General features: G+C 43.4%; 16 protein-coding genes, 4 tRNA genes and 3 pseudogenes. 17 read left to right on the forward strand and 6 right to left on the reverse strand.

Translation table 11 applies throughout. The features are described from left to right. The first annotated feature begins 12 nt into the window (after window positions 1–12). Together C2M32_RS13745 and C2M32_RS13750 are read left to right on the forward strand one after the other, a co-directional pair. The gene (locus C2M32_RS13745) at window positions 13–1,218 is read left to right on the forward strand and encodes a hypothetical protein (protein WP_105168918.1); all 1,206 of its coding nucleotides are present in this window, start codon (window positions 13–15) and stop codon (window positions 1,216–1,218) included. A gap of 376 nt (window positions 1,219–1,594) precedes the next feature. Then, the gene (locus C2M32_RS13750; protein WP_105168919.1) at window positions 1,595–3,817 is read left to right on the forward strand and encodes a TonB-dependent receptor; all 2,223 of its coding nucleotides are present in this window, start codon (window positions 1,595–1,597) and stop codon (window positions 3,815–3,817) included. Between the two features lie 122 nt (window positions 3,818–3,939). Here C2M32_RS13750 and uvrB read toward each other — a convergent pair whose 3' ends face one another. Both uvrB and C2M32_RS13760 read right to left on the reverse strand, forming a co-directional pair. Further along, window positions 3,940–5,952 carry an excinuclease ABC subunit UvrB gene (uvrB, locus tag C2M32_RS13755; protein WP_105168920.1) on the reverse strand — a complete coding sequence of 671 codons (2,013 nt, stop codon included), beginning with the start codon at window positions 5,950–5,952 and terminating at the stop codon, window positions 3,940–3,942. Continuing rightward, the gene (locus tag C2M32_RS13760) at window positions 5,952–7,328 is read right to left on the reverse strand and encodes an MATE family efflux transporter (protein WP_234401296.1); all 1,377 of its coding nucleotides are present in this window, start codon (window positions 7,326–7,328) and stop codon (window positions 5,952–5,954) included. The genes uvrB and C2M32_RS13760 overlap by 1 nt, the downstream gene beginning before the upstream one ends. 1,025 nt (window positions 7,329–8,353) lie before the next feature. Between C2M32_RS13760 and C2M32_RS13770 the strand changes: the two genes are divergently transcribed. From C2M32_RS13770 to C2M32_RS13830, 13 genes and pseudogenes are all read left to right on the forward strand, one after another. After that, a tRNA-Asn gene (locus C2M32_RS13770) sits at window positions 8,354–8,430 on the forward strand. 19 nt (window positions 8,431–8,449) lie between these two features. Beyond that, window positions 8,450–8,526: transfer RNA gene (locus tag C2M32_RS13775), tRNA-Asn, on the forward strand. A 17-nt stretch (window positions 8,527–8,543) separates the two neighbouring features. After that, window positions 8,544–8,620: transfer RNA gene (locus C2M32_RS13780), tRNA-Asn, on the forward strand. 27 nt (window positions 8,621–8,647) lie between these two features. Next, window positions 8,648–8,724 (forward strand) — tRNA-Asn (locus tag C2M32_RS13785). 126 nt (window positions 8,725–8,850) lie between these two features. After that, window positions 8,851–10,794: an EAL domain-containing protein gene (locus tag C2M32_RS13790; RefSeq protein WP_105168922.1), complete on the forward strand. Its 1,944-nt coding sequence runs from the start codon at window positions 8,851–8,853 to the stop codon at window positions 10,792–10,794. A gap of 201 nt (window positions 10,795–10,995) precedes the next feature. Next, window positions 10,996–11,577 (forward strand): electron transport complex subunit RsxA, encoded by a 582-nt coding sequence (gene rsxA, locus C2M32_RS13795; protein WP_105168923.1) that lies wholly within the window; start codon window positions 10,996–10,998, stop codon window positions 11,575–11,577. 2 nt (window positions 11,578–11,579) lie between these two features. Beyond that, window positions 11,580–12,134: an electron transport complex subunit RsxB gene (rsxB, locus tag C2M32_RS13800; RefSeq protein WP_105168924.1), complete on the forward strand. Its 555-nt coding sequence runs from the start codon at window positions 11,580–11,582 to the stop codon at window positions 12,132–12,134. Between the two features lie 9 nt (window positions 12,135–12,143). Continuing rightward, on the forward strand, window positions 12,144–14,597 hold the full coding sequence (gene rsxC, locus C2M32_RS13805) for an electron transport complex subunit RsxC (RefSeq protein WP_105168925.1): 2,454 nt from the start codon (window positions 12,144–12,146) through the stop codon (window positions 14,595–14,597). Next, window positions 14,594–15,652 carry an electron transport complex subunit RsxD gene (rsxD, locus tag C2M32_RS13810; protein WP_105168926.1) on the forward strand — a complete coding sequence of 353 codons (1,059 nt, stop codon included), beginning with the start codon at window positions 14,594–14,596 and terminating at the stop codon, window positions 15,650–15,652. The genes rsxC and rsxD overlap by 4 nt, the downstream gene beginning before the upstream one ends. After that, window positions 15,649–16,286, forward strand: a pseudogene (gene rsxG, locus C2M32_RS13815) (electron transport complex subunit RsxG). Before rsxD ends, rsxG begins: the two are co-directional and overlap by 4 nt. Then, window positions 16,283–16,981 (forward strand): electron transport complex subunit E, encoded by a 699-nt coding sequence (locus C2M32_RS13820; protein ID WP_105168927.1) that lies wholly within the window; start codon window positions 16,283–16,285, stop codon window positions 16,979–16,981. The pseudogene rsxG and the gene C2M32_RS13820 overlap by 4 nt, the downstream one beginning before the upstream one ends. Window positions 16,982–16,999: 18 nt before the next feature. Further along, a complete protein-coding gene (gene nth, locus C2M32_RS13825) occupies window positions 17,000–17,635 on the forward strand; it encodes an endonuclease III (RefSeq protein ID WP_105168928.1) in 636 nt (211 codons plus the stop codon). A gap of 15 nt (window positions 17,636–17,650) precedes the next feature. Continuing rightward, complete coding sequence (locus C2M32_RS13830) at window positions 17,651–18,292, forward strand: helix-turn-helix domain-containing protein (RefSeq protein WP_105168929.1); 642 nt, start codon at window positions 17,651–17,653, stop codon at window positions 18,290–18,292. On the opposite strand, the gene C2M32_RS13835 is transcribed toward C2M32_RS13830, so the two are convergent. From C2M32_RS13835 to C2M32_RS13850, 3 genes are all read right to left on the reverse strand, one after another. Beyond that, the gene (locus C2M32_RS13835; RefSeq protein ID WP_105168930.1) at window positions 18,289–18,672 is read right to left on the reverse strand and encodes a VOC family protein; all 384 of its coding nucleotides are present in this window, start codon (window positions 18,670–18,672) and stop codon (window positions 18,289–18,291) included. The genes C2M32_RS13830 and C2M32_RS13835 overlap by 4 nt on opposite strands. A gap of 373 nt (window positions 18,673–19,045) precedes the next feature. After that, window positions 19,046–20,506, reverse strand: a complete 1,461-nt coding sequence (locus C2M32_RS13845; RefSeq protein WP_105168932.1) for a hypothetical protein — start codon at window positions 20,504–20,506, stop codon at window positions 19,046–19,048. A 363-nt stretch (window positions 20,507–20,869) separates the two neighbouring features. Beyond that, window positions 20,870–21,256: a winged helix-turn-helix transcriptional regulator gene (locus C2M32_RS13850; RefSeq protein ID WP_105168933.1), complete on the reverse strand. Its 387-nt coding sequence runs from the start codon at window positions 21,254–21,256 to the stop codon at window positions 20,870–20,872. 155 nt (window positions 21,257–21,411) lie between these two features. On the opposite strand from C2M32_RS13850, the gene C2M32_RS13855 reads away from it, so the two are divergent. Continuing rightward, window positions 21,412–21,954, forward strand: a complete 543-nt coding sequence (locus C2M32_RS13855; protein ID WP_105168934.1) for a nuclear transport factor 2 family protein — start codon at window positions 21,412–21,414, stop codon at window positions 21,952–21,954. Window positions 21,955–21,985: 31 nt separating this feature from the next. Continuing rightward, window positions 21,986–22,183, forward strand: a pseudogene (locus C2M32_RS13860) (endonuclease III); the annotation flags it as partial. A gap of 202 nt (window positions 22,184–22,385) precedes the next feature. Here the strand turns inward: C2M32_RS13860 and C2M32_RS21120 are convergent. Further along, a pseudogene (locus C2M32_RS21120) lies at window positions 22,386–23,867 on the reverse strand (methyl-accepting chemotaxis protein); the annotation flags it as partial. Between the last annotated feature and the right edge of the window lie 364 nt (window positions 23,868–24,231).

Consider the following 24,231-nt stretch of genomic DNA (forward strand, 5'->3'; position numbering starts at 1 on the left):
CAGGAGGCATATTTGGAAAACTGCAAAACACTGACCGCCGATCTGCGCGGTGCTCTAAACGCTATCCAAGCCAATGATCTGACAAAAAGCCAACAGCTCATTACACAGGTTATTGCCAAAGTTGATTTGGATTTACAGATAGCTAGTTCAGCAAAATACCGTGCACTTAGCCAATTAGCGCTCATGCAAGATATGGAGCAAGAGCTCTATAAAAAAGAACAATCAGTACTGAACACAGTCGAGGCTATCCAATCACAACTAAAGAAGGAACATACACAACTTAAAAAAAAGAAAGTTACTGTTAGAGAACTGACAAGTGTACTGACATCTCTAAGACAGAAAGTTGAGTCACTAGAAAAAGACATAGCGGCGCAAAAAAAAGCATTTCAAAGACGACAAAAAAAGCTCAATACACTGTCTAAAATCCCATTTATAGGGGCCATTTTTAAGGCTTCACAAGGGCTTGATGCTCTGCGTTCAATGGAATCAATTACCCCCTATGTGAACAGTATCCGTGCACAAGAAGCGGTGCTGAATGAGAAAAATGGTCATATCGCAGCGACTCGCACAGAAATCGCATTGCTAGAATCACAAGTTACGGCGCTAAATACTGAACATGCTTTATCTAAGCAAAGGCTCAACAATCTAGCGATACTAATTAGTCAAACAAGACACAAATCTTCTTTTTTCATAGATTTAGAATTACATTTAAAACAGTTACAGCAACAACTGCAAAATGTCAGTTATTCTGCGGAAGATATCATTGATTTATTAGAGTTTGTGCAAAGCTCAGATGAAAATATCAAAGATTTTGAAAGCAATGAACTAGTCAACTTTAGTGAAGCATTGAATAAGTTACAAACCTTGATGAACCGCTCACCAAAGGAGACATTTGAGTTTGCCAAACACTCCGCATTAAAAGTGCTCAGCAACAACACTCAAAACGCCTACCTGATGCCAACGATTAACGGACTGACCTATTATTTACAGACTCAAGGAAAAGAGGACTACAGCTGGAACATTCCTGCTACGGGTAACCACGTAATAGCAGTCACACAAGAATCCAAATATCAGAGCTCTGGAAGTTTCTCAATTGGAAAGTACAAAAACTGGCTTTACTCTAAACACCTGTTTAGTAAGCCCGAGGATTTAAAGTACGCTATTGAAGTTATGTTGAACCCCTCAGCCATTTTATCTTCTGAGTCCAAACTGTCTTAATTTAGAAAAAGCGGACAATGGTGGTTTAGGTTTGCCAAGCTTTACGAGCAACTAGCAAACCTTCTATTTATAGCAAATGTTTTTAAAAAAGGCACTACCTAAAGTCAAGTTTTTTAAAATTTAATTTGCATACTTCTCCTCACACATTGTAGAATACCCTCCCAATCGAATAGCAGCATTTTGCTGACCTTTCATTTTCGTAATTAGCCGTAAAAAATTAAAAACGTATAGGCAGTCTCCAACGGATGATTGCATTTTTTTGCGCGCGCGTTTTACAAACGAAATCGGTTAGCTGTTGCATTCACGGTTGGCGAGTACCTCGCAGAAACCAAACACACACGAGATTTAAAATATTAACCGTTTCTGAGGAACAAATATGAGCACCACAGTACGCAATTTAAACCCTGTCGCAGGCGCTTTGGCGTTAGCATTTGCAAGCTTTGCTTCAACATCAGTGATGGCCGAAGAGCAAGAAGCACAAGCCGAAAAATCAAAAATGGAAGCCATTACCGTAACGGCAACGAAGCGCTCACAAGTTATCTATGAAGTACCAATTGCAATGAGTGCGTTCTCTGGTGATGACCTTGACTCACAAGGTATCTCAGACATTACTGATGTGGGTAAATTTGTTCCAAACCTAAATATCACTGGCTTCTCAGCTGGCCACAATTCTTCAGCCAACCCGTTCATTCGTGGTATCGGTTTACAAGATCACTTAATCACGACCGACCCTGGCGTGAGCGTTTACGTAGATGGTGTATACCTTGGTCGCCAAGTTGGCCAAAACTGGAACCTTGCGAATATCGAGCGTATCGAAGTGTTGCGTGGCCCACAAGGTACGTTGTATGGCCGTAACTCAATCGGCGGTGCAATCAACATCATCACCAAGCAGCCAGATCAAGCTGCTGTGACGAAAGTCAGCGCTGAGGTGGGCACTCGTGGTCGCCTGAAAGGCAGTATTTTCACTAACCAAGCTGTCACAGAAGACTTGGCTTTTAACTTTAACATAGGCTTCAATCGTCGTGGCGGCATTGGTGAGTTTGTAAACCTACCTAACGCTGAATACGATGTGGGTGAGAACCAAGAATTCCACGGCCGTGTATCAGTAAAATACAATGCCAGCGAAGATTTGCGCTTTGTATTTACAGCGGATGCCAATGACGGTGAAGGCGGTACACGCCCTTATACAACGTTAATTGACGAGTTACCAAATGGTCGTTTATATCAAAATGGTTTACGCAATGAGCAAACCACAGCGGATCCATACGACAACGCCACCAGTACCATGGAAACATCGACTGTTTCAAACAAAGCAAATGGCGTGTCATTAACCGCTGAATACGATATCAACCCAGATTTTGGCACTAAATTTATTTTCTCTAAGCGTTCAAGTGAATACAAAGCAGGTCTAGATGATGACAGCACAGCAGTTGCGCTTGATCACTATCCAGAGCGCGGTACCGCTGACCAAACTTCGGTTGAATTACAGCTTACTGGTTATTTAGGCCGTGCAGACTTTGTAACGGGTGTTTACTGGTTCAATGAAGAAGGCTCAAACCGTCAAGATTCATCTGAAGCGAGCTTCGATGGTGGCCCAACAAAGCTTGAGCTAGACCAAGAAACAACGAGCCGTGCGGTATTTGTTAACGTTGGCTACGATGCCACTGACGATTTACGCATCTCAGGTGGTGTACGTTACACTGAAGACGAAAAATCAGCTTCTACCAACGTATTCGACCCAGTCGGTACCATTTATTCAAGTCGCCAGTGGGATGAGATCTCTTGGGAATTAGCTGCAAATTATACCTTTGAGAATGGCTTAAACTGGTACGGTACTGTACAAACCGGTTACCAGTCGGGTCAGTTCCCTGCTCGTCCATACTTCCTAATTGGCCAATTCTTCGGTGCAGGTGGTTTTGACAACCCAGACGCAGCGGCTATCGTACGTGCAAACAACGCCTTTTTAGCCAGCGACAACATCAGCGCAATCAACTACGAAACAGGCTTTAAAGGTCAGTTAACAGATGATTTCAGCATGAGCTTGGCGTTTTTCAATACAGAATACGAAGACTTACCATATCAGGTTAACGTTGTAACAGACGCGGGCTTCGATACCAATAACCTTATTGTTGAACAAACGTCTCGTGGTGTAGAGTTCGAAAGTACTTATTATGTGACTGATAACTTCACGCTACATTCAAGCTTTGGCTTTATGGATGTTGATGTACAAGAGCAAGAGGGTGTTAAACCTGTCGCGCCACTGACTCCAGAGTGGACAGCGTCAATTAGCCCGTCATATGAATTTGGTTTAAGCAATGGTGCAACAATCACGACTCGTTTGGATATTTCTTACCGTGACGACATGTACGGTGAGCCAAGTTCAGATCCGCGTCGTATGACGCAAATCGACTCGCGTACCACCACAAACTTCGATATTTCATATGCGCCAGCGAACGCTAACTGGGACATCTCATTGTATGGCCGTAACATTTTCGATGAGCGTTATGATGATGCACGCTTGAACACGGGTGATTACATCCTAGTGATCAAGAGCAATGATGCCAGTGAATTTGGTGTACGCTACAAAGCGACATTCTAAATACTCATTTATCTAGAAGATCACGAAAAATGCCAGCGTTATGCTGGCATTTTTTTACTTACGCGAAGGCGTCATTTAGCTAAGCGTTATCCAGTATAGATAACGCTTTGACCATCATTGAGTTATGAAATCCCCAACAACTGCTGCTGTAATTCATGAATTTGGTCACGTACTTTGGCTGCTTGTTCAAATTCTAATTCACGGGCATGTTGCATCATCTTCGCTTCAAGCTCGCTAATTTGCGCGGCCAGTTGTTTAGGATCTGAGTCCACCACCGCCACTTTGGCTTTGTTATGCAACTTGGCTTTGGCAATGTCCGCCTGTGAAACCGATTCTCCAGTATCCATCACATCGGTAATTTTCTTAATCAATGCCTGTGGTTCTATGCCATGTTTTTCATTGTACGCTTGCTGAATCGCGCGACGGCGCTCCGTTTCATCAATCGCTTTACGCATGGACTTAGTGATCACATCACCATATAGAATCGCTTTACCGTTTAAGTGTCGAGCAGCACGACCTATTGTTTGGATAAGTGAACGAGCGGAACGTAAAAAACCTTCTTTGTCGGCATCTAGAATCGCCACCAAAGAGACCTCAGGCATGTCCAAGCCTTCACGCAGTAAGTTAATACCCACTAGCACATCGAATACGCCTTTGCGTAAATCACGAATGATCTCCATGCGCTCAACGGTGTCAATGTCGGAGTGTAAATACCGTACCTTAACATCGTGGTCATTGAGATAATCCGTTAAATCCTCAGCCATTCGTTTGGTCAGTGTGGTCACTAATACCCGCTCTTGCTTTTCAACCCGCAGGTAAATCTCGGATAACAGGTCGTCAACCTGAGTAGCAACTGGACGCACTTCCAACTGTGGGTCTAACAGCCCTGTGGGGCGAATAACCTGTTCAGCTACATCGCCGTTAGACTTTTCTAGTTCAAAATCCCCTGGCGTCGCTGACACATAAATGGTTTGCGGGGCAATGGCTTCAAACTCGTCAAATTTCAGGGGCCGATTGTCCATCGCAGAAGGCAGCCTAAACCCATATTCCACCAAGTTCTCTTTACGACTCCTGTCACCCTTATACATGGCACCGATTTGCGACACAGTCACGTGGGATTCATCGATGATCATCAACGCATCATCTGGTAAATAGTCCAATAATGTTGGTGGCGGCTCGCCTGGTGCCCTACCCGATAAATAACGACTGTAGTTCTCAATACCCGAGCAATATCCAAGTTCGGTCATCATTTCAATATCATACTGCGTACGCTGGGCAACCCGTTGCTCTTCAACTAGTTTATTATTTTCCAGTAACTGTGCGCGACGAGCTTTGAGTTCTACTTTAATATTTTCAATCGCACCTAAGATCTTTTCTCGTGGCGTCACATAGTGAGTCTTGGGGTAAATAGTCGCGCGAATAAGATGTTTTTCAACTGCGCCCGTAAGTGGATCAAACATGCTGATACGTTCTATTTCATCGTCAAACATTTCCACACGAATAGCATATGAATCTGATTCAGCAGGAAAAATATCGATAACTTCACCACGCACCCGATACGTACCACGACTAAAGTCCATATCATTGCGCGTATATTGTAGCTCAGCCAGACGTCGCAACATGTCCCGCTGGTCAACGGTATCCCCCACCTTAAGTAGCAACATCATTTTCATATACGAGTCTGGATCGCCCAAACCGTAAATAGCCGAAACGGATGCCACTATGATGGTGTCACGACGCTCAAGCAACGCTTTAGTGGCCGATAAACGCATTTGCTCGATGTGTTCATTAATTGAGGCGTCTTTTTCAATAAAGGTATCGCTGGCAACCACATAGGCTTCTGGCTGATAGTAATCGTAGTAAGAAACAAAGTACTCAACAGCATTTTCGGGAAAGAACTCTTTCATTTCGCCATAAAGTTGTGCCGCCAATGTTTTGTTGTGCGCCATAATAATGGTTGGTCGATTGAGATTGCTGATAATGTTGGCCATGGTAAATGTTTTACCCGTGCCCGTTGCACCTAATAGGGTTTGATGTGCAAGACCCGCTTCTAAACCATCGCATAACTGAGCGATTGCAGTGGGTTGATCGCCACTGGGTGAAAAATGCGAAACCAGTTTAAACTCGTCACTCATTAGGCAAACTCCTTTAATGATGCATCATGCATTTTGGTCAAATTATGATTAAACCATTGATACGCCACTGTAGCGGTCACTAGATTACCTATCGCCGCTCCGATAAATAAACCGGCTAAATCCCCAATCACAGACCCAACATAGGCAAACGGCACATAGAAAATAAATAGGCGAACAATACTCAACACTAATGCATTCATGGGTTTATGTAGAGCATTAAACGAGGAGTTAGTCAGGATAATAATACCTTGCAAGCCATAGCTTAGCGGCATGATGTAGATAAATAGTTCTATCACCCTTACTACTTCTGGCTCATTACCAAAGGTACGACTGATGACTCCAGAAAAAATAAATAGCAGCAAATAGATAGCTAACTGCCATAACAACACAAACTGGAGCGTTTTACGATACGCCTGCTTGACCCTATCGTATTTACCTGCCCCATAATTTTGGCTGACGAATGGGGGCAGAGTCATGGACAATGCTAACACCACTAAGCTTGCAATAGACTCTATGCGACTGCCAACCCCAAATGCGGCCACCGCTTCAGGGCCATATCCTGCTACTATCGCGGTCATTACCGCCATCGCCATCGGCGTGAGCATGTTCGCTCCTGCGGCAGGAAAACCGATTTTTAAAATTTTACGACTTGCGCTTATCACCCCTTGTTGACCACCATGTAAACTCAACAGGCGCTTCTTAATTGCTAACAGATATAAAATGATCACGACCGCCACTGCCCATGCGATGACACTGGCAATCGCTGCGCCTTTAATACCTAGCTCTGGAAATGGTCCCACGCCAAAGATAAGCAGCGGGTCCAACAGCGCATTGATTAAACCCGCAAAGCCCATAATAAAACTCGGTGTTTTAGTATCACCGCTGGCACGCAAGACCGAGTTGCCTATCATGGGGGTGATCAAAAATACACTGCCTAAAAACCAAATGGAAATATAGTCGAATATGTAAGGCATTACCTGCGCATTAGCACCGAGTAATTTAAATATTGGTTCAATGAGTACAAAACCCAAAGCAGATAGAGAAAACACAAACACTGCTGATATCAACAGTGAGATGGTTGCATCAAACTTAGCTTCTTCTATTTTGTTGGCGCCAAGTGCCTTAGCAATCACGGCAGACGTGCCGATCCCCAAACCAATGGCTAAGCTAATAACGGTAAATGTCACCGGAAAGGTAAAACTGACCGCAGCCAATTGTTCGGTACCCAGCAAACTGATGAAGAACGTATCAACTATATTAAACATCATCAGTGTGATCATGCCGAAAATCATAGGGATGGTCATTCGTTTCAAAGTACCAGCAATGTCCCCGTGTAAGATATCATTGCTTTTATCTGGATTGTTCACTGACGACATATTAATGAGTATTCTCCTATTGTGAGCCTGGCATTTTAGATCATCCCCGACTTGAAACCCAGTCAATTAACTTACGATTTTGCCTCTCGTCGATTACCATACTGAAAATCAGGATCAAAGGGTTTGTCTATGATAGACCGAGCTAGCGCTCAAAAATGTGCAAAACCCCCTTAAATGACAAATTAGTTACACATTTAACAACCTTGAGTATTTTTTTTGCACAACAAAAGTGCGTTTTGGTCATAAAAAGTTCACTTCTATCAAAAACTGCGCCAATTATAAGCGATTTTAATAAGTCGCTGATTTTATTAAACAAAAATAATTATATAAAACATATTGAAATGCTCGCAGGGCTTTATTTTCATGGCGTTGACACACTTCTTAAATATTAATAAACAATGTTATCCACAGATTCCGTGGATAACTCAAGAAACGCCAATAGAATAAGGGGCTGTAGAGAGATCATTTCTGACACCCTAATAATCGTAAGTTGATCTGACAAATTAAAGTGGCTATTTCTAGGCTTGATCTTTGTGCAAAAGCGGTAACACTTTCGTTCCTTTTATCGATACCTTTTATTCTACTTAACGGCACAAAAACATTACCACCTGATTATTAAAGAGTTTTTATAAGTTACAGATAATCTATGCAGAATTACTGGCCGCACTCGTCACAAATTTACCATTCAAACAAGAATTGGAGACTATTTTCATCCCGCTTGTTGGCGATCTTTTTTGTCAGATCTTCAATTGTGAATTTGGATCGCACAGAAAAGTTTATAAAAAACGCAGTTCGATGCTTTTTTAGCTCAAAAGCTTAATAATCACACATTTTGTGTGTTTGACCGACTTAACGAACAATTCACTCCCTGCTTTTTTGTTCTCAAGGCTTTGTGAGTGACATAAATTTCAACAAATCGAATAGAAAAGCAGCGAATAAGAGAGTTTTTTAATTTTATGACGTTTTATTGGTTGACACCTTGCAAAGGGGTCATTAATATTTCGCCCCGTTGAGAGACACACGCTTCCCCCTTAGCTCAGTTGGTTAGAGCGACGGACTGTTAATCCGCAGGTCCCCCGTTCGAGTCGGGGAGGGGGAGCCAAGTTTTTCAATGTAACGATTCCCCCTTAGCTCAGTTGGTTAGAGCGACGGACTGTTAATCCGCAGGTCCCCCGTTCGAGTCGGGGAGGGGGAGCCAATCGTTAATGTAATTGTTCCCCCTTAGCTCAGTTGGTTAGAGCGACGGACTGTTAATCCGCAGGTCCCCCGTTCGAGTCGGGGAGGGGGAGCCACATTACACACTCTTCTTTATATATTGTTCCCCCTTAGCTCAGTTGGTTAGAGCGACGGACTGTTAATCCGCAGGTCCCCCGTTCGAGTCGGGGAGGGGGAGCCAATATCACTTTTAAATAGACATTCAAGTACTTTTGCACTACCCTACAACAGCTTAGATCCAATCAAAAAGATTTTGATTTATTGCAGTTTTCTTCCCTCGTTTTTAGATAAAAATAATGGCTGAATAATGGCTAGTTTCAAGAAACTCGTATTGTTACAATTTTTCTCATGGTTGATGTTTTCACTCCTTGGCGTGTTATTTTTTGCATCGAGTTTCGACTCTGCGGTAAGTAAAGCACAGCAAAGTGCTCAAGCTATGGTCACACAATACATTCATGATAAAACAATGGCCGAAGTGACACCCCAGCATATTCAAACCGCCCTCGCCGATGGCAAAGTCTTTTCTACGTTTATAGTGCGCAATTTTAATGGCGAAACCGTTTTAAATATTAGTGAGCCAAGTGCACTGCCATTGTTAGCCAGTATGATTGAATCCAGTATAAATGCTGTCAGACCACAATTTGCCGTAAATAAGAGCAAAGATATTAAAATTGAGTTTGTGATCAATGCACAAAGCCAAGGCCAACTATTACAACAAGCGATGCTATTAACCTTTGCGGTAACCGCCCTACTTGCGTTTATTCCCATCTTTTATATGCGTACCATTTATCGTCGCCTTATTCGTAATGTCAGTACCACCGTCGCTGACGCCGTTGATGTTTACATCACCCGCAATCAGAATTCAGCAAATATTGACAGCGAATTTGATACCGAAGAAATGCAGTCTCTAGGTGCCGATCTTACTCCCTCGTTTAAACGCCTTGCACATTTTTTAAAGAGTAAAGAACACGATATAAAAAGCGCTGCGCAAAGTATTAAACAAGAAGCCTATAAAGATGTCATCACGGGTCTTGGTAATCGCAATATGTTTGTCGAACACTATGAACATCATATTGAGTCAGCGACTAAAAAGACTTTTGGTAGCTTAGCGATGATCCGCTGTAGTGAGTTACAAATCATCAACCAGACTCGTGGCTATCAAAAGGGTGATGAGTATATAAAATCCGTTTCCGACATCATCAAGCACGTCAGTGGTACATATACTGGTAGTCAAACATTTAGGCTCAATAGCTCTGACTTTGCCGTACTTCTGCCCAATGTACCTTCTAAAGAAGCAGAACATTTCGGTGAAACATTACAGGCTAGATTTACCCAGTTCCAACAAAACCAAGAGCTAAGCTCCGTGGCTAATACAGGTATCGTGCCTTACGAAACAGGTAAACCATTAGGCGAACTACTCTCTGTGGTGGATAACGCCATGAGCATGGCACAAAGTAAACAGGCCAATGCTTGGCACATCCAGCGAGAGTCTGACCTAGTAAATAACGTAGGTGCAGGTTTTGGTAATCAAAACTGGCGTAAAGTGATCAGTGAGGTAATAAGTTCTAAGCGTGTGTCTTTGATGATGCAAAATATCATGCCAGTGGGTAAGAACACCAAGGCCTATGCCGAGATCCAAGCGCGCTTTAAAACCGAAGAAAACCAGATGCTGCCAACCGCTTCTTTTTTGGCAATGGCTGAAAAACTGGAAATGGCCATTGATATTGACCGCTTAATCATTGATACCTCTTTGGAACTCATCAAGACCCGCAACTTTACCGAGAAATATTTTGGTATCAATGTCACCGCTTCCAGCGCGCACAGTGACCAATTTGTGATCTGGTTAGAGCGTCGTTTACTGAAAGATGCCAATATTGCCTCTAAACTCATATTCGAAGTGAGTGAGTTTGGCCTACAACAAAATATCAAAGCCAGTAAGCGCTTTATCGATATGGTTCATCGCGTCGGTGCCCGTATTACTGTAGAGCGCTTCGGTGTTGGCTTAACTTCCTTCAAGTTCTTTAGAGACCTTAAACCAGACTTTATTAAGATGGACGCCAGCTATACACGAGGCTTGGAAGAAGATAAAAACAATCAATATTTCATGCGCTTAATGGTCGATTTAGCACATAGGATCGGGGTCAATGTATTCGCCGAAGGCGTTGAAACACAAGAAGAAAAGCATATCGTTGAAACGCTCTGCCTAGATGGCGTACAAGGCTACTATATAGAAAAGCCAAAAGAAATTTAGCGGCCTCGCCCTATTTTTTAAATGAGGCCATTTTATATGGCCTTAATTTATTCTTTCGTATTGGTTAAGTGTCAACAATTTAAGGCATATGTGCCCTGCCACCATTTTTAATTCTGTAATTTTTTTATGATCTTGGCGCACAAAATTGCTAAAATCACGGCCATCTAAAACTCACCTCAGTTTTTCGCAAAAGGGGCTGCAATGACTGAATATATCATGTTGCTTATTGGCACTGTGCTGGTAAACAACTTTGTTCTGGTTCAATTTCTGGGACTATGTCCATTTATGGGAGTCTCTGGAAAGTTAGACACAGCTGTGGGTATGTCTTTGGCAACCACTTTTGTGCTGACTTTGGCGTCCGTAACCAGCTATTTAGTCAACCAATATATCCTATTGCCACTGGATCTGACGTTCTTAAGAACAATGAGCTTTATTTTGGTGATAGCCGTTGTGGTGCAATTTACTGAAATGGTGGTACGCAAAACGAGTCCTACACTCTATCGACTATTAGGTATTTTCTTACCGCTTATCACCACTAACTGTGCTGTACTGGGCGTTGCGTTATTGAATATTAAAAAAGATCACACATTCATTGGTTCCGCTGTCTATGGATTTGGCGCAGCCGTGGGTTTTTCTTTAGTGTTGGTATTATTTGCCGCTATGCGAGAACGACTTGCTGCCGCAGACGTTCCTACTCCTTTTAAAGGTGCGTCTATCGCGATGATAACTGCAGGGCTAATGTCGCTGGCCTTTATGGGCTTTTCTGGATTAGTGAAATTATAACCATGACTTTGTTTTATGCCTTAATTGCGCTGGGCTCACTGGCGCTTGTATTCGGACTCATACTCGGTTACGCCGCAGTGAAATATCGCGTTGAAAGTAACCCTATCGTTGATCAAGTGGATGCAATCTTACCACAAACACAGTGTGGACAATGTGGTTACCCAGGATGTCGCCCCTATGCGGAAGCAATCGCCAATGGCGACGAGATAAATAAATGCCCTCCGGGGGGGGAAGCCACCGTAAAAAAATTGGCTGATTTAATGGGCGTTGAACCTAAGCCCCTAGCCGGTGGTGAACAAGCTGAGCCAGTAAAAACAGTCGCTTATATTAGAGAAGATGAGTGTATTGGCTGTACCAAGTGTATTCAAGCCTGTCCGGTTGACGCCATTGTTGGCGCAACAAGGCAAATGCATACGGTCATTGACGATGAATGCACGGGCTGTGATTTATGTGTAGAGCCCTGCCCCGTTGATTGCATTGATATGCTACCTGTTGAACAAACCAAACAAACTTGGAAATGGCAACTGGACGCCATTGCCGTTAAACAAATAGATTAAGAGGTTTAAGTGGACTCGTTACTTGAACAAATAGAACGTGGCACCCTGTGGCAATTTCCGGGTGGCGTTCACCCACCTCAGCAAAAGTCACTGTCAAATCAGCAGCCGATAGCAAGGTTGCCACTGCCTGACAAGCTTGTACTACCTCTTAAACAACACATAGGTGCCAACGGTCAGTTATTGGTTGATGTGGGTGATAAAGTACAAAAAGGTCAAGCGCTTACCAAACCCAGTGCCAACTGGTCATTACCCGTACACGCGCCAACATCAGGTGAGATCATTGACATTAAACCAATGCCATCTGCACATCCATCTGCTTTGCCTGAGTTAAGCATTGTTATTGCGCCAGATGGCAACGACACATGGTGTGAACTTAGCCCTATCAGTAATTTGCAAGAACTCAGCCACAAAACCTTGATCGATATTTTACACAATGCAGGTATTGCTGGCATGGGTGGCGCGGGTTTCCCAACCTATATAAAGGCAGATAGCCACCAGCCGATTGAGTTTCTCGTTGTTAATGGCGTTGAATGTGAACCTTATATCACCGCAGACGATCTTTTGATGCGCGAACATGCGCAAGAAATTGTGCAAGGCATCGAAGTGATGCAGCAACTCCTCAAACCTCAACGCGTCTTGATTGGCATTGAAGACAATAAACCTCAAGCGATTGCGGCTATGGAGCAAGCCTGCGCACATAACAGCGCAATTCTAGTGAGATCAATACCAACAAAGTACCCCTCAGGTGGTGAAAAACAGCTTATTCGCGTACTCACTTCAAAAGAAGTACCCAGCGCGGGGATCCCAGCAGATATTGGTGTGCTCGTACAAAATGTGGGAACCTTGTTTGCCATAAGTGAAGCCGTTTATAAAGGTAAACCTCTGATTGAACGCGTTGTAACAGTCACAGGGAATACGATTAACAAACCTCAGAATGTTTGGGCACTGATTGGCACTGAGATCAAACACCTACTTGATTGCCAAGGCTTTACTCCCGTACCTGAGCAACGTGTTGTAATGGGTGGTCCCATGATGGGCTTTACGCTACCGACCGTACGCATTCCCGTGGTCAAAACCACAAACTGTATCTTGGCACCCGACAATCAAGAATTAGCTGAACCTGGCGATGAAAAAGCCTGTATTCGTTGCAGCGCATGTGCGGATGCCTGCCCACAGACTCTGCTCCCTCAACAGTTGCAGTGGTTTGCCAAAAGCAAAGACTACGACAAACTCGAAGCCTACAACCTATTTGACTGTATCGAATGTGGTGCCTGCTCTTACGTATGTCCAAGCGAAATCCCTCTAGTGCAATACTATCGAGTCGCAAAGGCCGAGATTCGAGAGCAAAAACTGGATCAGATCAAAGCAGAACGGGCTAAAGAGCGTTTTGAAGCTCGTAAAGAACGTTTGGAACGCGAGCAGCAAGAAAGACAAAATAAACACAAACGTTCAACCTCTCGTGCGGCCAAACCTGATGCAGAAAAAGCCAAAGTGGCTGATGCACTTGCCAGAGTGAAACAAAAGCAAGGCGACCAGTCGGCAGTGCAAGCTGCTATAGAACGTGCAAAAGCGAAAAAAGCCGCGGATGGCAGTTTAGAGCCAGATAACAGTGAAGTTGCATTAGAGCGCGCCAGACGTAAAGAACAGGCTCGACAGTACAAAGAGCAAAAGCACTCCGAGGACGCAGCATCAAGTGAAAGTTCAAATGAGACCAGTAGCAAAAAAGATGCCGTCGCTGCCGCAATTGCCCGCGCCAAAGCCAAAAAGGCTGCGCAGCAAAGTGAGCAACAAAATGAACAGCCACAACAAGCGCAAGCCTCTGAGTCTGAAACGAAAAAATCGGATGATGAGCCACGCAAAGCCGCCGTTGCCGCTGCCATAGCCCGCGCCAAAGCCAAAAAAGCCGCGCAGCAGGCCGAGCAACAAGGTGAAACCCAAGCAGAGCAAGCCGCTGAGTCTGAGACGAACAAAACTGACGACGACCCACGTAAAGCCGCCGTTGCCGCTGCCATAGCCCGCGCCAAAGCCAAAAAAGCCGCGCAGCAGGCCGAGCAACAAGGTGAAACCCGAGCAGAGCAAACCGCTGAGCCTGAGACGAACAAAACTGACGACGACCCACGTAAAGCCGCCGTTGCCGCTGCTATCGCCCGCGCCAAAGCCAAAAAAGCCGCGCAGCAGGCCGAGCAACAAGGTGAAACCCAAGCTGAGCAAACCGCTGAGCCTGAGACGAACAAAACAGACGACGACCCGCGTAAAGCCGCCGTTGCCGCTGCTATCGCCCGCGCCAAAGCCAAAAAAGCTGCGCAACAGGCCGAGCAACAAAGTGCGTCGCAAGGCGAACACGGATCAGACGCAGAGCCGCAAACGCCAGAACAGAAACGTCAGGCAGCCATCAAAGCAGCCGTCGCTAAAGCAAAGGCTAAGAAACAAGCCAAAGAACAAGAAGGAAATGATCCGTCATGAAACTAAGCATGGCCTCATCCCCACACAATCACAGTCATAAAAACCTCAGTAGGCTGATGCTGACGGTCATCGCGGCCTGTATTCCCGGCATTATCGCTCAGTGCTATTTCTTTGGATTTGGCGTGATTGTGCAACTGATTTTAGCACTGATCACCGCAAGCCTCAGCGAAGCTGTGATGCTGCGCATTCGTAAACGACCCGTTTGGCCCGCCCTTAGCGATGGCAGTGCTTGGTTAACCGCTGTGTTACTGGCTATCAGTATTCCACCACTGGCACCTTGGTGGGTAATTGTAATAGGTACTGTGTTTGCTATTGCCATGGTTAAACAACTCTACGGAGGATTAGGCTTCAATTTATTTAACCCTGCTATGGCAGCCTACGTGTTATTACTAATCTCATTCCCAGTACAAATGACCAGCTGGACACCTGTCAGCAGCCTGCTTGAGCTGCCACCGAGTTTGGTAGATCAAATAACGCTCATTTTCTTCGAGTACTCAACACACCATAAAGACTTACTCGGCGCGATGACGTCAGTGGATGGCACCACCATGGCAACACCGCTTGATGCTGTAAAAACCGCTGTATCACAAAACTTGACTGTGACCGAAGCGATGATGGGTAAGCAATTTACAACCTACGCTGGCATTGGTTGGATGTGGGTTAATCTCGCCTTCTTAGCCGGCGGCCTATTTTTATTAAAAACCAAAGTGATTAACTGGCATATACCTGTTGCACTGCTGGGCACACTGGCTCTGTGCTCGGCCATTGGCTTTATCCTTGCCCCCGGAAATCATGCTGGCACCCTGTTTCACCTACTCAGCGGCGCCACCATGCTAGGTGCATTTTTTATCGCCACTGACCCAGTTTCAGCCTCCACCACCAATCGTGGTCGATTAATTTACGGCGCGTGTATTGGCTTGCTGGTCTATTTAATCCGCAACTACGGTGGTTACCCTGATGCCGTCGCCTTTGCGGTGTTGATCATGAACATGGCGGTGCCTTTAATTGATCACTACACGCAACCTCGTACTTATGGCCATGGAGTAGCAAAATGATAGCGCAATCTATGTATCGAAATGGCGCGATATTAACCGCCTTTGCGCTGGCAACCACAGGTGGTGTCGCCTTGTTCAGTCAATGACCGCTGAGCGCATTGCTTTACAAGAGAAACAACATTTAATGCAGCTATTAGGGCAAGTTTTAAGCGCCGATGAATATGACAACATCTTATATTTAGACTGTACCAGCAGCAGTGCTCCCGAGCTTGGCCCCGGTGCGCCACATATAATTTATCGCGCAACCAAAGCAGGACAACCCGCAGCCCTATTAGTGCGCCACGTAACGCCAAAAGGTTACAGTGGTAATATTGATATTTTAACTGCCGTTAAAGCCGATGGCAGTATTAGCGGCGTACGCGTTACTCGTCATGAAGAAACTCCAGGCCTTGGCGATAAGGTCGAGCTGGCAAAATCTGCTTGGATCACCACATTCAACGGCCTCACCATTAACGCAGACAATGCAGCGCAATTTGCGGTTAAAAAAGACGGCGGTCAATTTGACCAGTTCACAGGGGCCACCATCACACCACGTGCCGTTGTTGGCTCAGTGAAGCAAGCTGTAGAGTATACACAACAAAACTTTACCGCCTTGTTTGCAGCTAAAAACCAATGCAATGGAGACGTACAATGAGCGAAATGAAAACCTTATTCAAAGAAGGCATGTGGGCAAACAACCCCGCCCTTGTACAACTATTGGGGCTATGTCCATTGCTGGCAGTGACTAGCACGATTACCAATGCCTTGGGATTGGGACTTGCAACGTTATTAGTATTGGTGGGCTCAAATGTAACCGTATCTGTGGTGCGTAATTGGGTTCCCAAAGACATTCGTATTCCAGTGTTTGTGATGATCATCGCGGCGTTTGTGACCATAGTACAACTGTTGATGAACGCTTATACCTATGATCTATATCAATCCCTAGGAATATTTATCCCCTTGATTGTGACCAACTGTGCCATTATTGGTCGCGCAGAAGCATTTGCTTCGAAAAACAACGCCTTACTTAGCGCTTGGGACGGCGTTATGATGGGCCTTGGTTTTGCCATTGTATTAATTGTATTGGGCACCATGCGTGAGTTGATTGGCCAAGGTACGCTGTTTGACGGTGCAGACTTGTTACTGGGCCCGTGGGCGGCCAGTTTACGAGTGGAAATATTTCAGTTTGACAGTCAATTCTTAGTGGCAATTTTACCTCCCGGAGCTTTCTTAGGCTTAGGACTTTTGATCGCGGCTAAGAATGTGATTGACGCACAAATTAAAGCCAAAGCCGCGCCTTCAACAGAGCCGGAAAAAGCGCCGAGAGCGCGCGTCACCAGTTTAACGTAAAAGAATAAAGAAGCAGTTATGAACAAACAAAAACGTATTGAAATACTCACCCGTCTGCGCGATGACAATCCACATCCAGAAACCGAACTTGAGTACTCATCGCCGTTTGAATTGTTAGTAGCGGTTACCTTGTCTGCCCAGGCTACAGATGTGGGGGTCAACAAGGCCACCCGCAAGCTGTTTCCTGTTGCCAATACACCACAGGGCATTCTAGATTTAGGTCTTGAGGGTCTGCGAGATTACATTAAAACCATTGGCCTGTTTAACTCAAAAGCAAACAACGTCTATAAAATGTGCCAAATTTTGGTTGAAAAGCATGGTAGCGAAGTCCCTGAAAACCGTGAAGCCCTTGAAGCACTACCGGGCGTTGGTAGAAAAACCGCTAACGTGGTACTAAACACCGCCTTTGGCTGGCCAACTATCGCGGTAGACACGCATATTTTCCGTGTTTCTAACCGTACCAAGTTTGCTATGGGTAAAGATGTCGTTGAGGTGGAAAAGAAGCTTGAAAAAGTCGTGCCCAAGGAATTTAAGGTAGACGTTCACCACTGGCTTATTTTACACGGCCGTTATGTGTGTACGGCGCGAAAACCAAAGTGTGGCTCGTGTTTGATTGAAGACTTGTGTGAGTTTAATGATAAAGTCGATAGCTAATATCAGCGTGAAAATATGGACAATAACCTAATTGCTAGTTGGCGAGCAGAATATAGTCGCACATCATCGACCGTTATCATTCCGGATGGTTGTCGCGACTTGATAGTAAAAACGCTCGGAAATGATAAGCAAAATTGGTTTGTTTCTGAGCTGTTTGATCGCCCAGAGTTAGTCCAAATAGAAGCGAATAGCCAGTGGGCTGGCTTTCGTTTAAGTCCAGGCGCACAAATTAAAGAACAAGCGCTACTAGAATACATTGAAGCCAAACGATGTCATGCGCAAGATGTAAAGAGTTTTATTGGCGATTTTGTTTCTTCTGAAAGCTCCATTGAAGAAGTTTTGGAATGCTTTGCCTGCGACACTGGGTCTATAAAACAAAGCGCAGCCCAACTTGGAGTCAGTGTCAGAACCTTGCAACGACTGGTTTTGCATAAAACAAAAAGAACGCCTAGTTATTGGCTGCAGTTAGCTAGGGTTAGAAAAGCAGCTCGAAGCTTAACACACAACACTCTTTTGGCTGATGTAGCCCAAAACCATGGTTTTTCTGACCAATCCCACATGAATAGAGAGTTTCAACGCTGGCTTGGGCTGACACCAGTACAGCTATTAAGTTATCCAGCTATCATCAGGCAGCTCAATAGCAAAGGCTACGCCTAAGGCCTAACAGGCGTACATATTTCAACTAAAAAGCCATTATTCTCCGTTACATAAGCTATTGTCTGACCCCAAGGCATTTGTGTTATATCTTGTACCAGTGACGCCCCAGGATCCAGCGCATTAGCAAGTGCAGTCTCTACATCATCAGTTTCAAAAGCTATCTCAAATGTCGGGGCTTTAGGGTTAGGTTCTGCGGGGTTCTTGCCTAACTCATTCATAAGCTTTAGGGAAGAAAAGGAAAGTGTTGTACTACCTGTATCTAACTCCCCATACTCTCCACTTTCATGCAGCATTTTCTTTTTCAGTCCAAATGCCTTTTCATAAAAACTGAAAGTTTCACTGACATTTTCAACATACAGTATCGTGTATTTAAATTTCAAGGTATTGCCCTCTTGTCGATTAAAGTCTCAGTATGGCTACAGATAGGTGTGCTACCTGTCTTGAACAATTGCGACAATCCTTAAATTAAATGCGCGACCATGAAAATTTGGTAATCGGCTGGCCAAACTTTGCACTTTCGTGCTTCAAACCGTATCAAGTGTGCTATGGGTCAAAACATAGTCGACGTCTCAAAAAGCTGGCGCCAAAAGAGTTTAAGGCAACGACTGAGCAGCTAATCGTGGATGTAACCAAATTATTTCCGTTCACCCACGTGCCATCCTATAAAGATAGTTCAGCCTTTAAACAATAACCTATGGCAATGTCACTGATGAACACCCTATTCCATCAACTCCATCTGTATGGTCCATACTGTTACATCATTGCATCATAAGTTTTGTTCATAACATCTACAGAAATATTGTTGTTTTTATAGTTGCCGACAATACGGCTGATGTTAAGTTTTTTACTACGAACAAAGTCAATAAAAGTTCGAGTATAGCTGGGAACAACTTTAGGGATGGTATTATCAAAAGCAATATCTAAGAAGTTTGCTTGAAAAATAATGCCACTGTCTTTGAAATACGCAAAGCTTTGTCGTTTAGCATGCATACTCTCTAATACATAAAAGTGAACTCCACTAATAACTTCGTCATTTGTGATGGTGCGAAACTTAAATTTATGAATGTCCTTGGCAAAATCAGGGTAAGCCTTGATAGCCTCAATTGTATATTCATCGGCAAGTATTTCAGCACCTAGTTCTGCATAGGCTACTAGTCCAGCAATATCAGATTCTTGGGGATGTGTAACATGAATTGTGCTTATGGTCTTATCAGGAAACAGTGTTTGAATAACCTTAATGGTTTTCTCTGCCAATGTTGGTGCCCCACTGCCACCAAATACCATAATGTCATCACCATTCACTTTGAATAGACTGTTGCGCCAAGCAGCCGAGTCAGTAACCAAGTAGAGACCTTTTGCTATTTCATCCGCTACTAACACACCATCACCTGCTGGTATTTCGGGGCCATAACCAGAAGGAAGTTGCAGTTTAGATGCATCAACTTCTTCAATAATTTCAAATTTATCATTAAAGCTTATGTATGCGGGGACTTTTGAACCGTCGTAATATTTATTAACCGAACGGGCAAAGGTTAATCCTCGTGTAGTTTGATAATCATCATAAATAAACAGCGCCTGCCGTGTTTTATTGTGAAGCGACACTAATTGCAATGGCTCATGACTAAAGGCATATTCAATAACTTGATCATCCGCGTTTCGGTGTGTAAGTACAGTCGTTCCAAATCTTTCATCTTTGTGCAGCGTCACATTCTCTGCTATGTTTTTTTCTGCAAGTAACGGCCTTACAGCTAAAAAGTCGATATTCAAGATGTTATAACTCATGAATCGGTCAAAGTTTCCTAGCCCTACATTAAAGTAACGCTTACCTAAAAAGTTACCATTCTTTTCATAGTAGTAACTATGCGTGTCATTTTGGAACTGCACTCTATCAAGTATCTGACCTCCCGGCGTGTACAAGATATCATTGTCATAGAAGTACTTCTTAACCATGTCAACTTCAACCATTCTAACCGACATTATTCTATTCGGTGCTGCGTAATCCCAATAGTCATGCGATCTATATTGCTTGTTTAAGAAGTGATAATTCAGTGAGAACTTTTTAATTGAACGGGTGCTTTCATAGTGAGCTTTAAGTGTGCTCAGGAATTCTTTAGCCTCCCCCGCCCAGCTAGTTGTCGCTGTTAATGTTATACAAATGATAAAACTAAAAAATAATGCTTTTAAATAACTGGGGTTAATTGAAGCTATGAACATGAAAGCGATTTCCTTCTTGCTTTAAATTGAAATGAAATGGACAGTATAAAAAACAACCTACCCTAAATTTCATCTACACTCTTCTCATATTCGACAACTTGAGAGTTTTCTATGTTAAATTGCACCTCATCACCAAGCATCAGCGTATAAACTTAGGTAAATGAACAATCATAACCTACCTCTCTTATCGTTTGGCTGGCGACCATCGCCATTGACACACATCACAGGTTGACCTTCCATGGCGACTAGGTACGAGGCTAAATGCGGGCTTGCTTGGTTGAAGAACGGTATGAGTTTAAAATAACAATCCAATGAGTCATCAGTACTTGCTGAGTATCATCCAACTAGTGAAAGACCTAAAACTTATGACTGAGCTTTTCTGTCATACGCTTTACGCGCTTTATGGATTTCATCATGGTGTTCATCAGCCCAAGTAACAAGCTGATATAGAGGCTTTACTATTCCTTTTCCCATGGCTGTCAATTCATATTCAACGCGTGCTGGTACTTCGGGGAATACCGTTCTTTTTACATAACCTTCACGCTCTAAGTCTCGTAGCGTTTGCGTTAGCATCCGCTGTGAGATCCCTATGATTCTAGACTTCAAAGAGTTGAACCGATCAGCGCCATCCACTAAAGCAAATAAAATTAACATTGACCATTTATCCCCAATTTGAGCAATCACATTACGGATTGGACATGTCTCATCATTATAAAATCTCCGTCTTTCTTGAATGTTTTTTGCAGCCATCAACTCCCCCTTAACTATCTGTTTTATTTAAAAATACACCTCGATTAGGTTACCTATTTGTGCCTAGGGTAGGTTTGTGTGCCTAATTGCAAGGTTGGTTACTAATAATTACTATAGTCTCACTTAGTAACCAAATAGAATTTTAGGAAGTATTTATGTTTAAGGCTATTACATTTTTATTATTTGCTTTAATAAGCATGGGCTCACTCGCACAAGGTATTGATAAACAGAGCATTGATTTTAAATCATTGCAAAAATCAAACTGGACAAAACAAGAGTTAGAAAATGCGTTGCTCATCACAGATTTTGTGCAAAGCCTGATGAATAATCACGATTTTGATTATGTTTTGGCACACTACAACAATAGTGCGTACAAACAACATAACCGTAACCTTCCAGATAAAATGACTGGGTTAGTTAGTTTTTTACAAGATTTTGTAGAAGATTACCCAGAGTATTCTTACGACGTTCAGCGCATTCTTGTTGATGGTGATTTTGTGGTCTTTCACTCTCACGCCACTTTGTACAAAGACGATAGGGGCAACGACCAAAAAGGCATGAATATCATTGATACTTGGCAAGTTAAAGATGGCCAGATTGTCGAGCACTGGGACTCAATTCAAGCACTAGACGGCTTTATGCGCTTTTATTCACTGATAAGTGGTGGGACCATTCGTAACGACAATGGCGTATTTTAAACTAAATGTCCTTTGTCATTAACACCAACCCTTCAGCGTTTCAAACCAAATGGGTAAAGATGCCGTTGAGGTGGAAAAGAAGCTTGAAAAAGTCGTGCCCAAGGAGTTTAAGGTTGATGTACACCACTGGCTTATTTTACACGGCCGTTATGTGTGTACGGCGCGTAAACCAAAGTGTGGCTCGTGTTTGAATGAAGACTTGTGTGAGTTTAAAGGCAAAACTGATTAGTTTTGATACTAATTCGAACTGCCTTTTGAACAGGAACAAATCTATAAGCTAGTGTTCATGTTTAGCGCCACCTGAGCGCTAATCATAAACCTATCTAAATTGTTTTGCCTCACGGCAACTAAGAAGCAAGGAAGTTCGACAGACCATTTACATGCTCTTGAGTTTCCTTGATTAACCCGCCTATTTGACTAGCTGCATCCGTAGAAGTTGAAGCTAATGCTCTTACTTCATCAGCCACGACAGCGAAACCTCGGCCTGCTTCACCTGCTCTGGCAGCCTCTATCGCCGCATTTAAAGCGAGTAAATTCGTCTGTTCAGATACGGAATTTATGGTTTTCACGATTCCTTGAATGCGATCTAAAACTTGACTCATCGCTGTGTGGGTCCCTTCAATTACTGAGTTCCTATCAGATATATTATCGCCAAACGCAATAAACTTGTGCACTTCTCCATTTAAGTTAACGATCGGTGTCACAATACAGTCGAGTAGTATTGCTTTATCACCGTTGTTCAAGTTAATGGTCAGACTTATTGATTGGCCATTTATTAGTTTCTGCTTATCTTCGCCCGATGTGTGACTAAACAAATTACCTATAATACTGCTGGCTGCTGACGATGAGCGCAGCTCTAACTGGTTAAGGCAAAACTCATTAGCTTCTTTTAACTCCCCTTCAAGTTTAAACTCCATAACGACCGAGTTTTTATCAACCGCATCTCTTTGGGTGAGTTGTTCGATGACTTGACGCTTAATATCACGAATGTCAGAACTTACACCAACAAAACCTGTATGTATGCCGTTTTCATCAAACGTGGGGTTGACTGACAACACGATCCAGTAGGGATTTCCTTCCTTATCAAAGTTTAGAATTTCTTCGTAAAATGGCTGTTTGTTTCTCAAGTTTGCTGAAATACGTGCAACCGTTGCTTTATCTGTTTGTTCTCGTTGCAGCATTCTACCGGGACGTTTTCCCATAACCTCAGACGCACTATAACCGGTCAGTTTCTCGAAACCCCGGTTAACATATAAAATTTCTCCCTTGGTATTGGTAACAATGACAGAACAGGTGGTGTTTTCTACGACCCGCTTCATGAGGTCAATATTCTCTGACTCACTGTCGTCTTGGTCTATCTCTTTAAATTTGTATAATCGCGCATTTTTGATGTGAGGAAGCTGATAGCAAAACACCTCAAATGTTTTGTCATTTAACGCAATCTGTTGGGTACCAGAGAAGTTAGATAGCAGCTCATTCACATCAAGTTGCTTGATAAACGACTCTAGCGTAGCAGAGCACTTCAAAACGGTACCATTTGCACTTATTAGGCAATAGGCATCGTCATCGACAGCGAGAAACGCGTCAAGAAATTCATCAACTCCCAGCAATAAGTTATCTAGCTCAAATTGCAAAAGCCATAGAGGATTATTGTCACTGCGAATTTTAGTAACAATTGTTTTGTAGTGAGCTCCATCAATCAGAGTTTCTTGATGTCCCTCCGTTAATCGTACGGTGGGTAAAACACTGTTCAAGGCAACCGCTTCTCGTTCTTGAACGGTGGGCACAAATCGCCTTGCCGAATGGCTAGTAGCAAGGATATTGGCTTTTTGATCAACTAACAACGCATGTCCACTGAGACTGCTAACAAATTGAATGTTTGCCTCTCGGACGATATTTTTTTTGAAGAACATAAACCCACCGGAAATAATTGGAAAACGACGTATTAATCTAACAACACTACATTCTTTACGAACAGAAGCCAAACTGGGTTCACAAACAGAACAAATATAATAGAATTTAAATACTTGATTCGTAGCAATAGCAGAGGCGCAGTAGCCCGTGTCCACGGTACTTGTGAACAAGTCAATATTGTTTTTTAGAAGCAATCAAATGCTAAAACATATTCGCTTTGAACGTTCAATTTTAAAAAAGAAATGACGTAATTCGTGAGTCACAGTTTTATAAACCAACATCGACTTGCGCTTTACTTGAGTTGGTTCACCGTCAGCGTCGATGGCATGTCTTTCATACCTCTCACCGTACTCAATTTGCCAT

Source organism: Pseudoalteromonas sp. T1lg23B (assembly GCF_002964665.1).
In the GTDB taxonomy this organism is placed as follows: Bacteria; Pseudomonadota; Gammaproteobacteria; order Enterobacterales; family Alteromonadaceae; genus Pseudoalteromonas.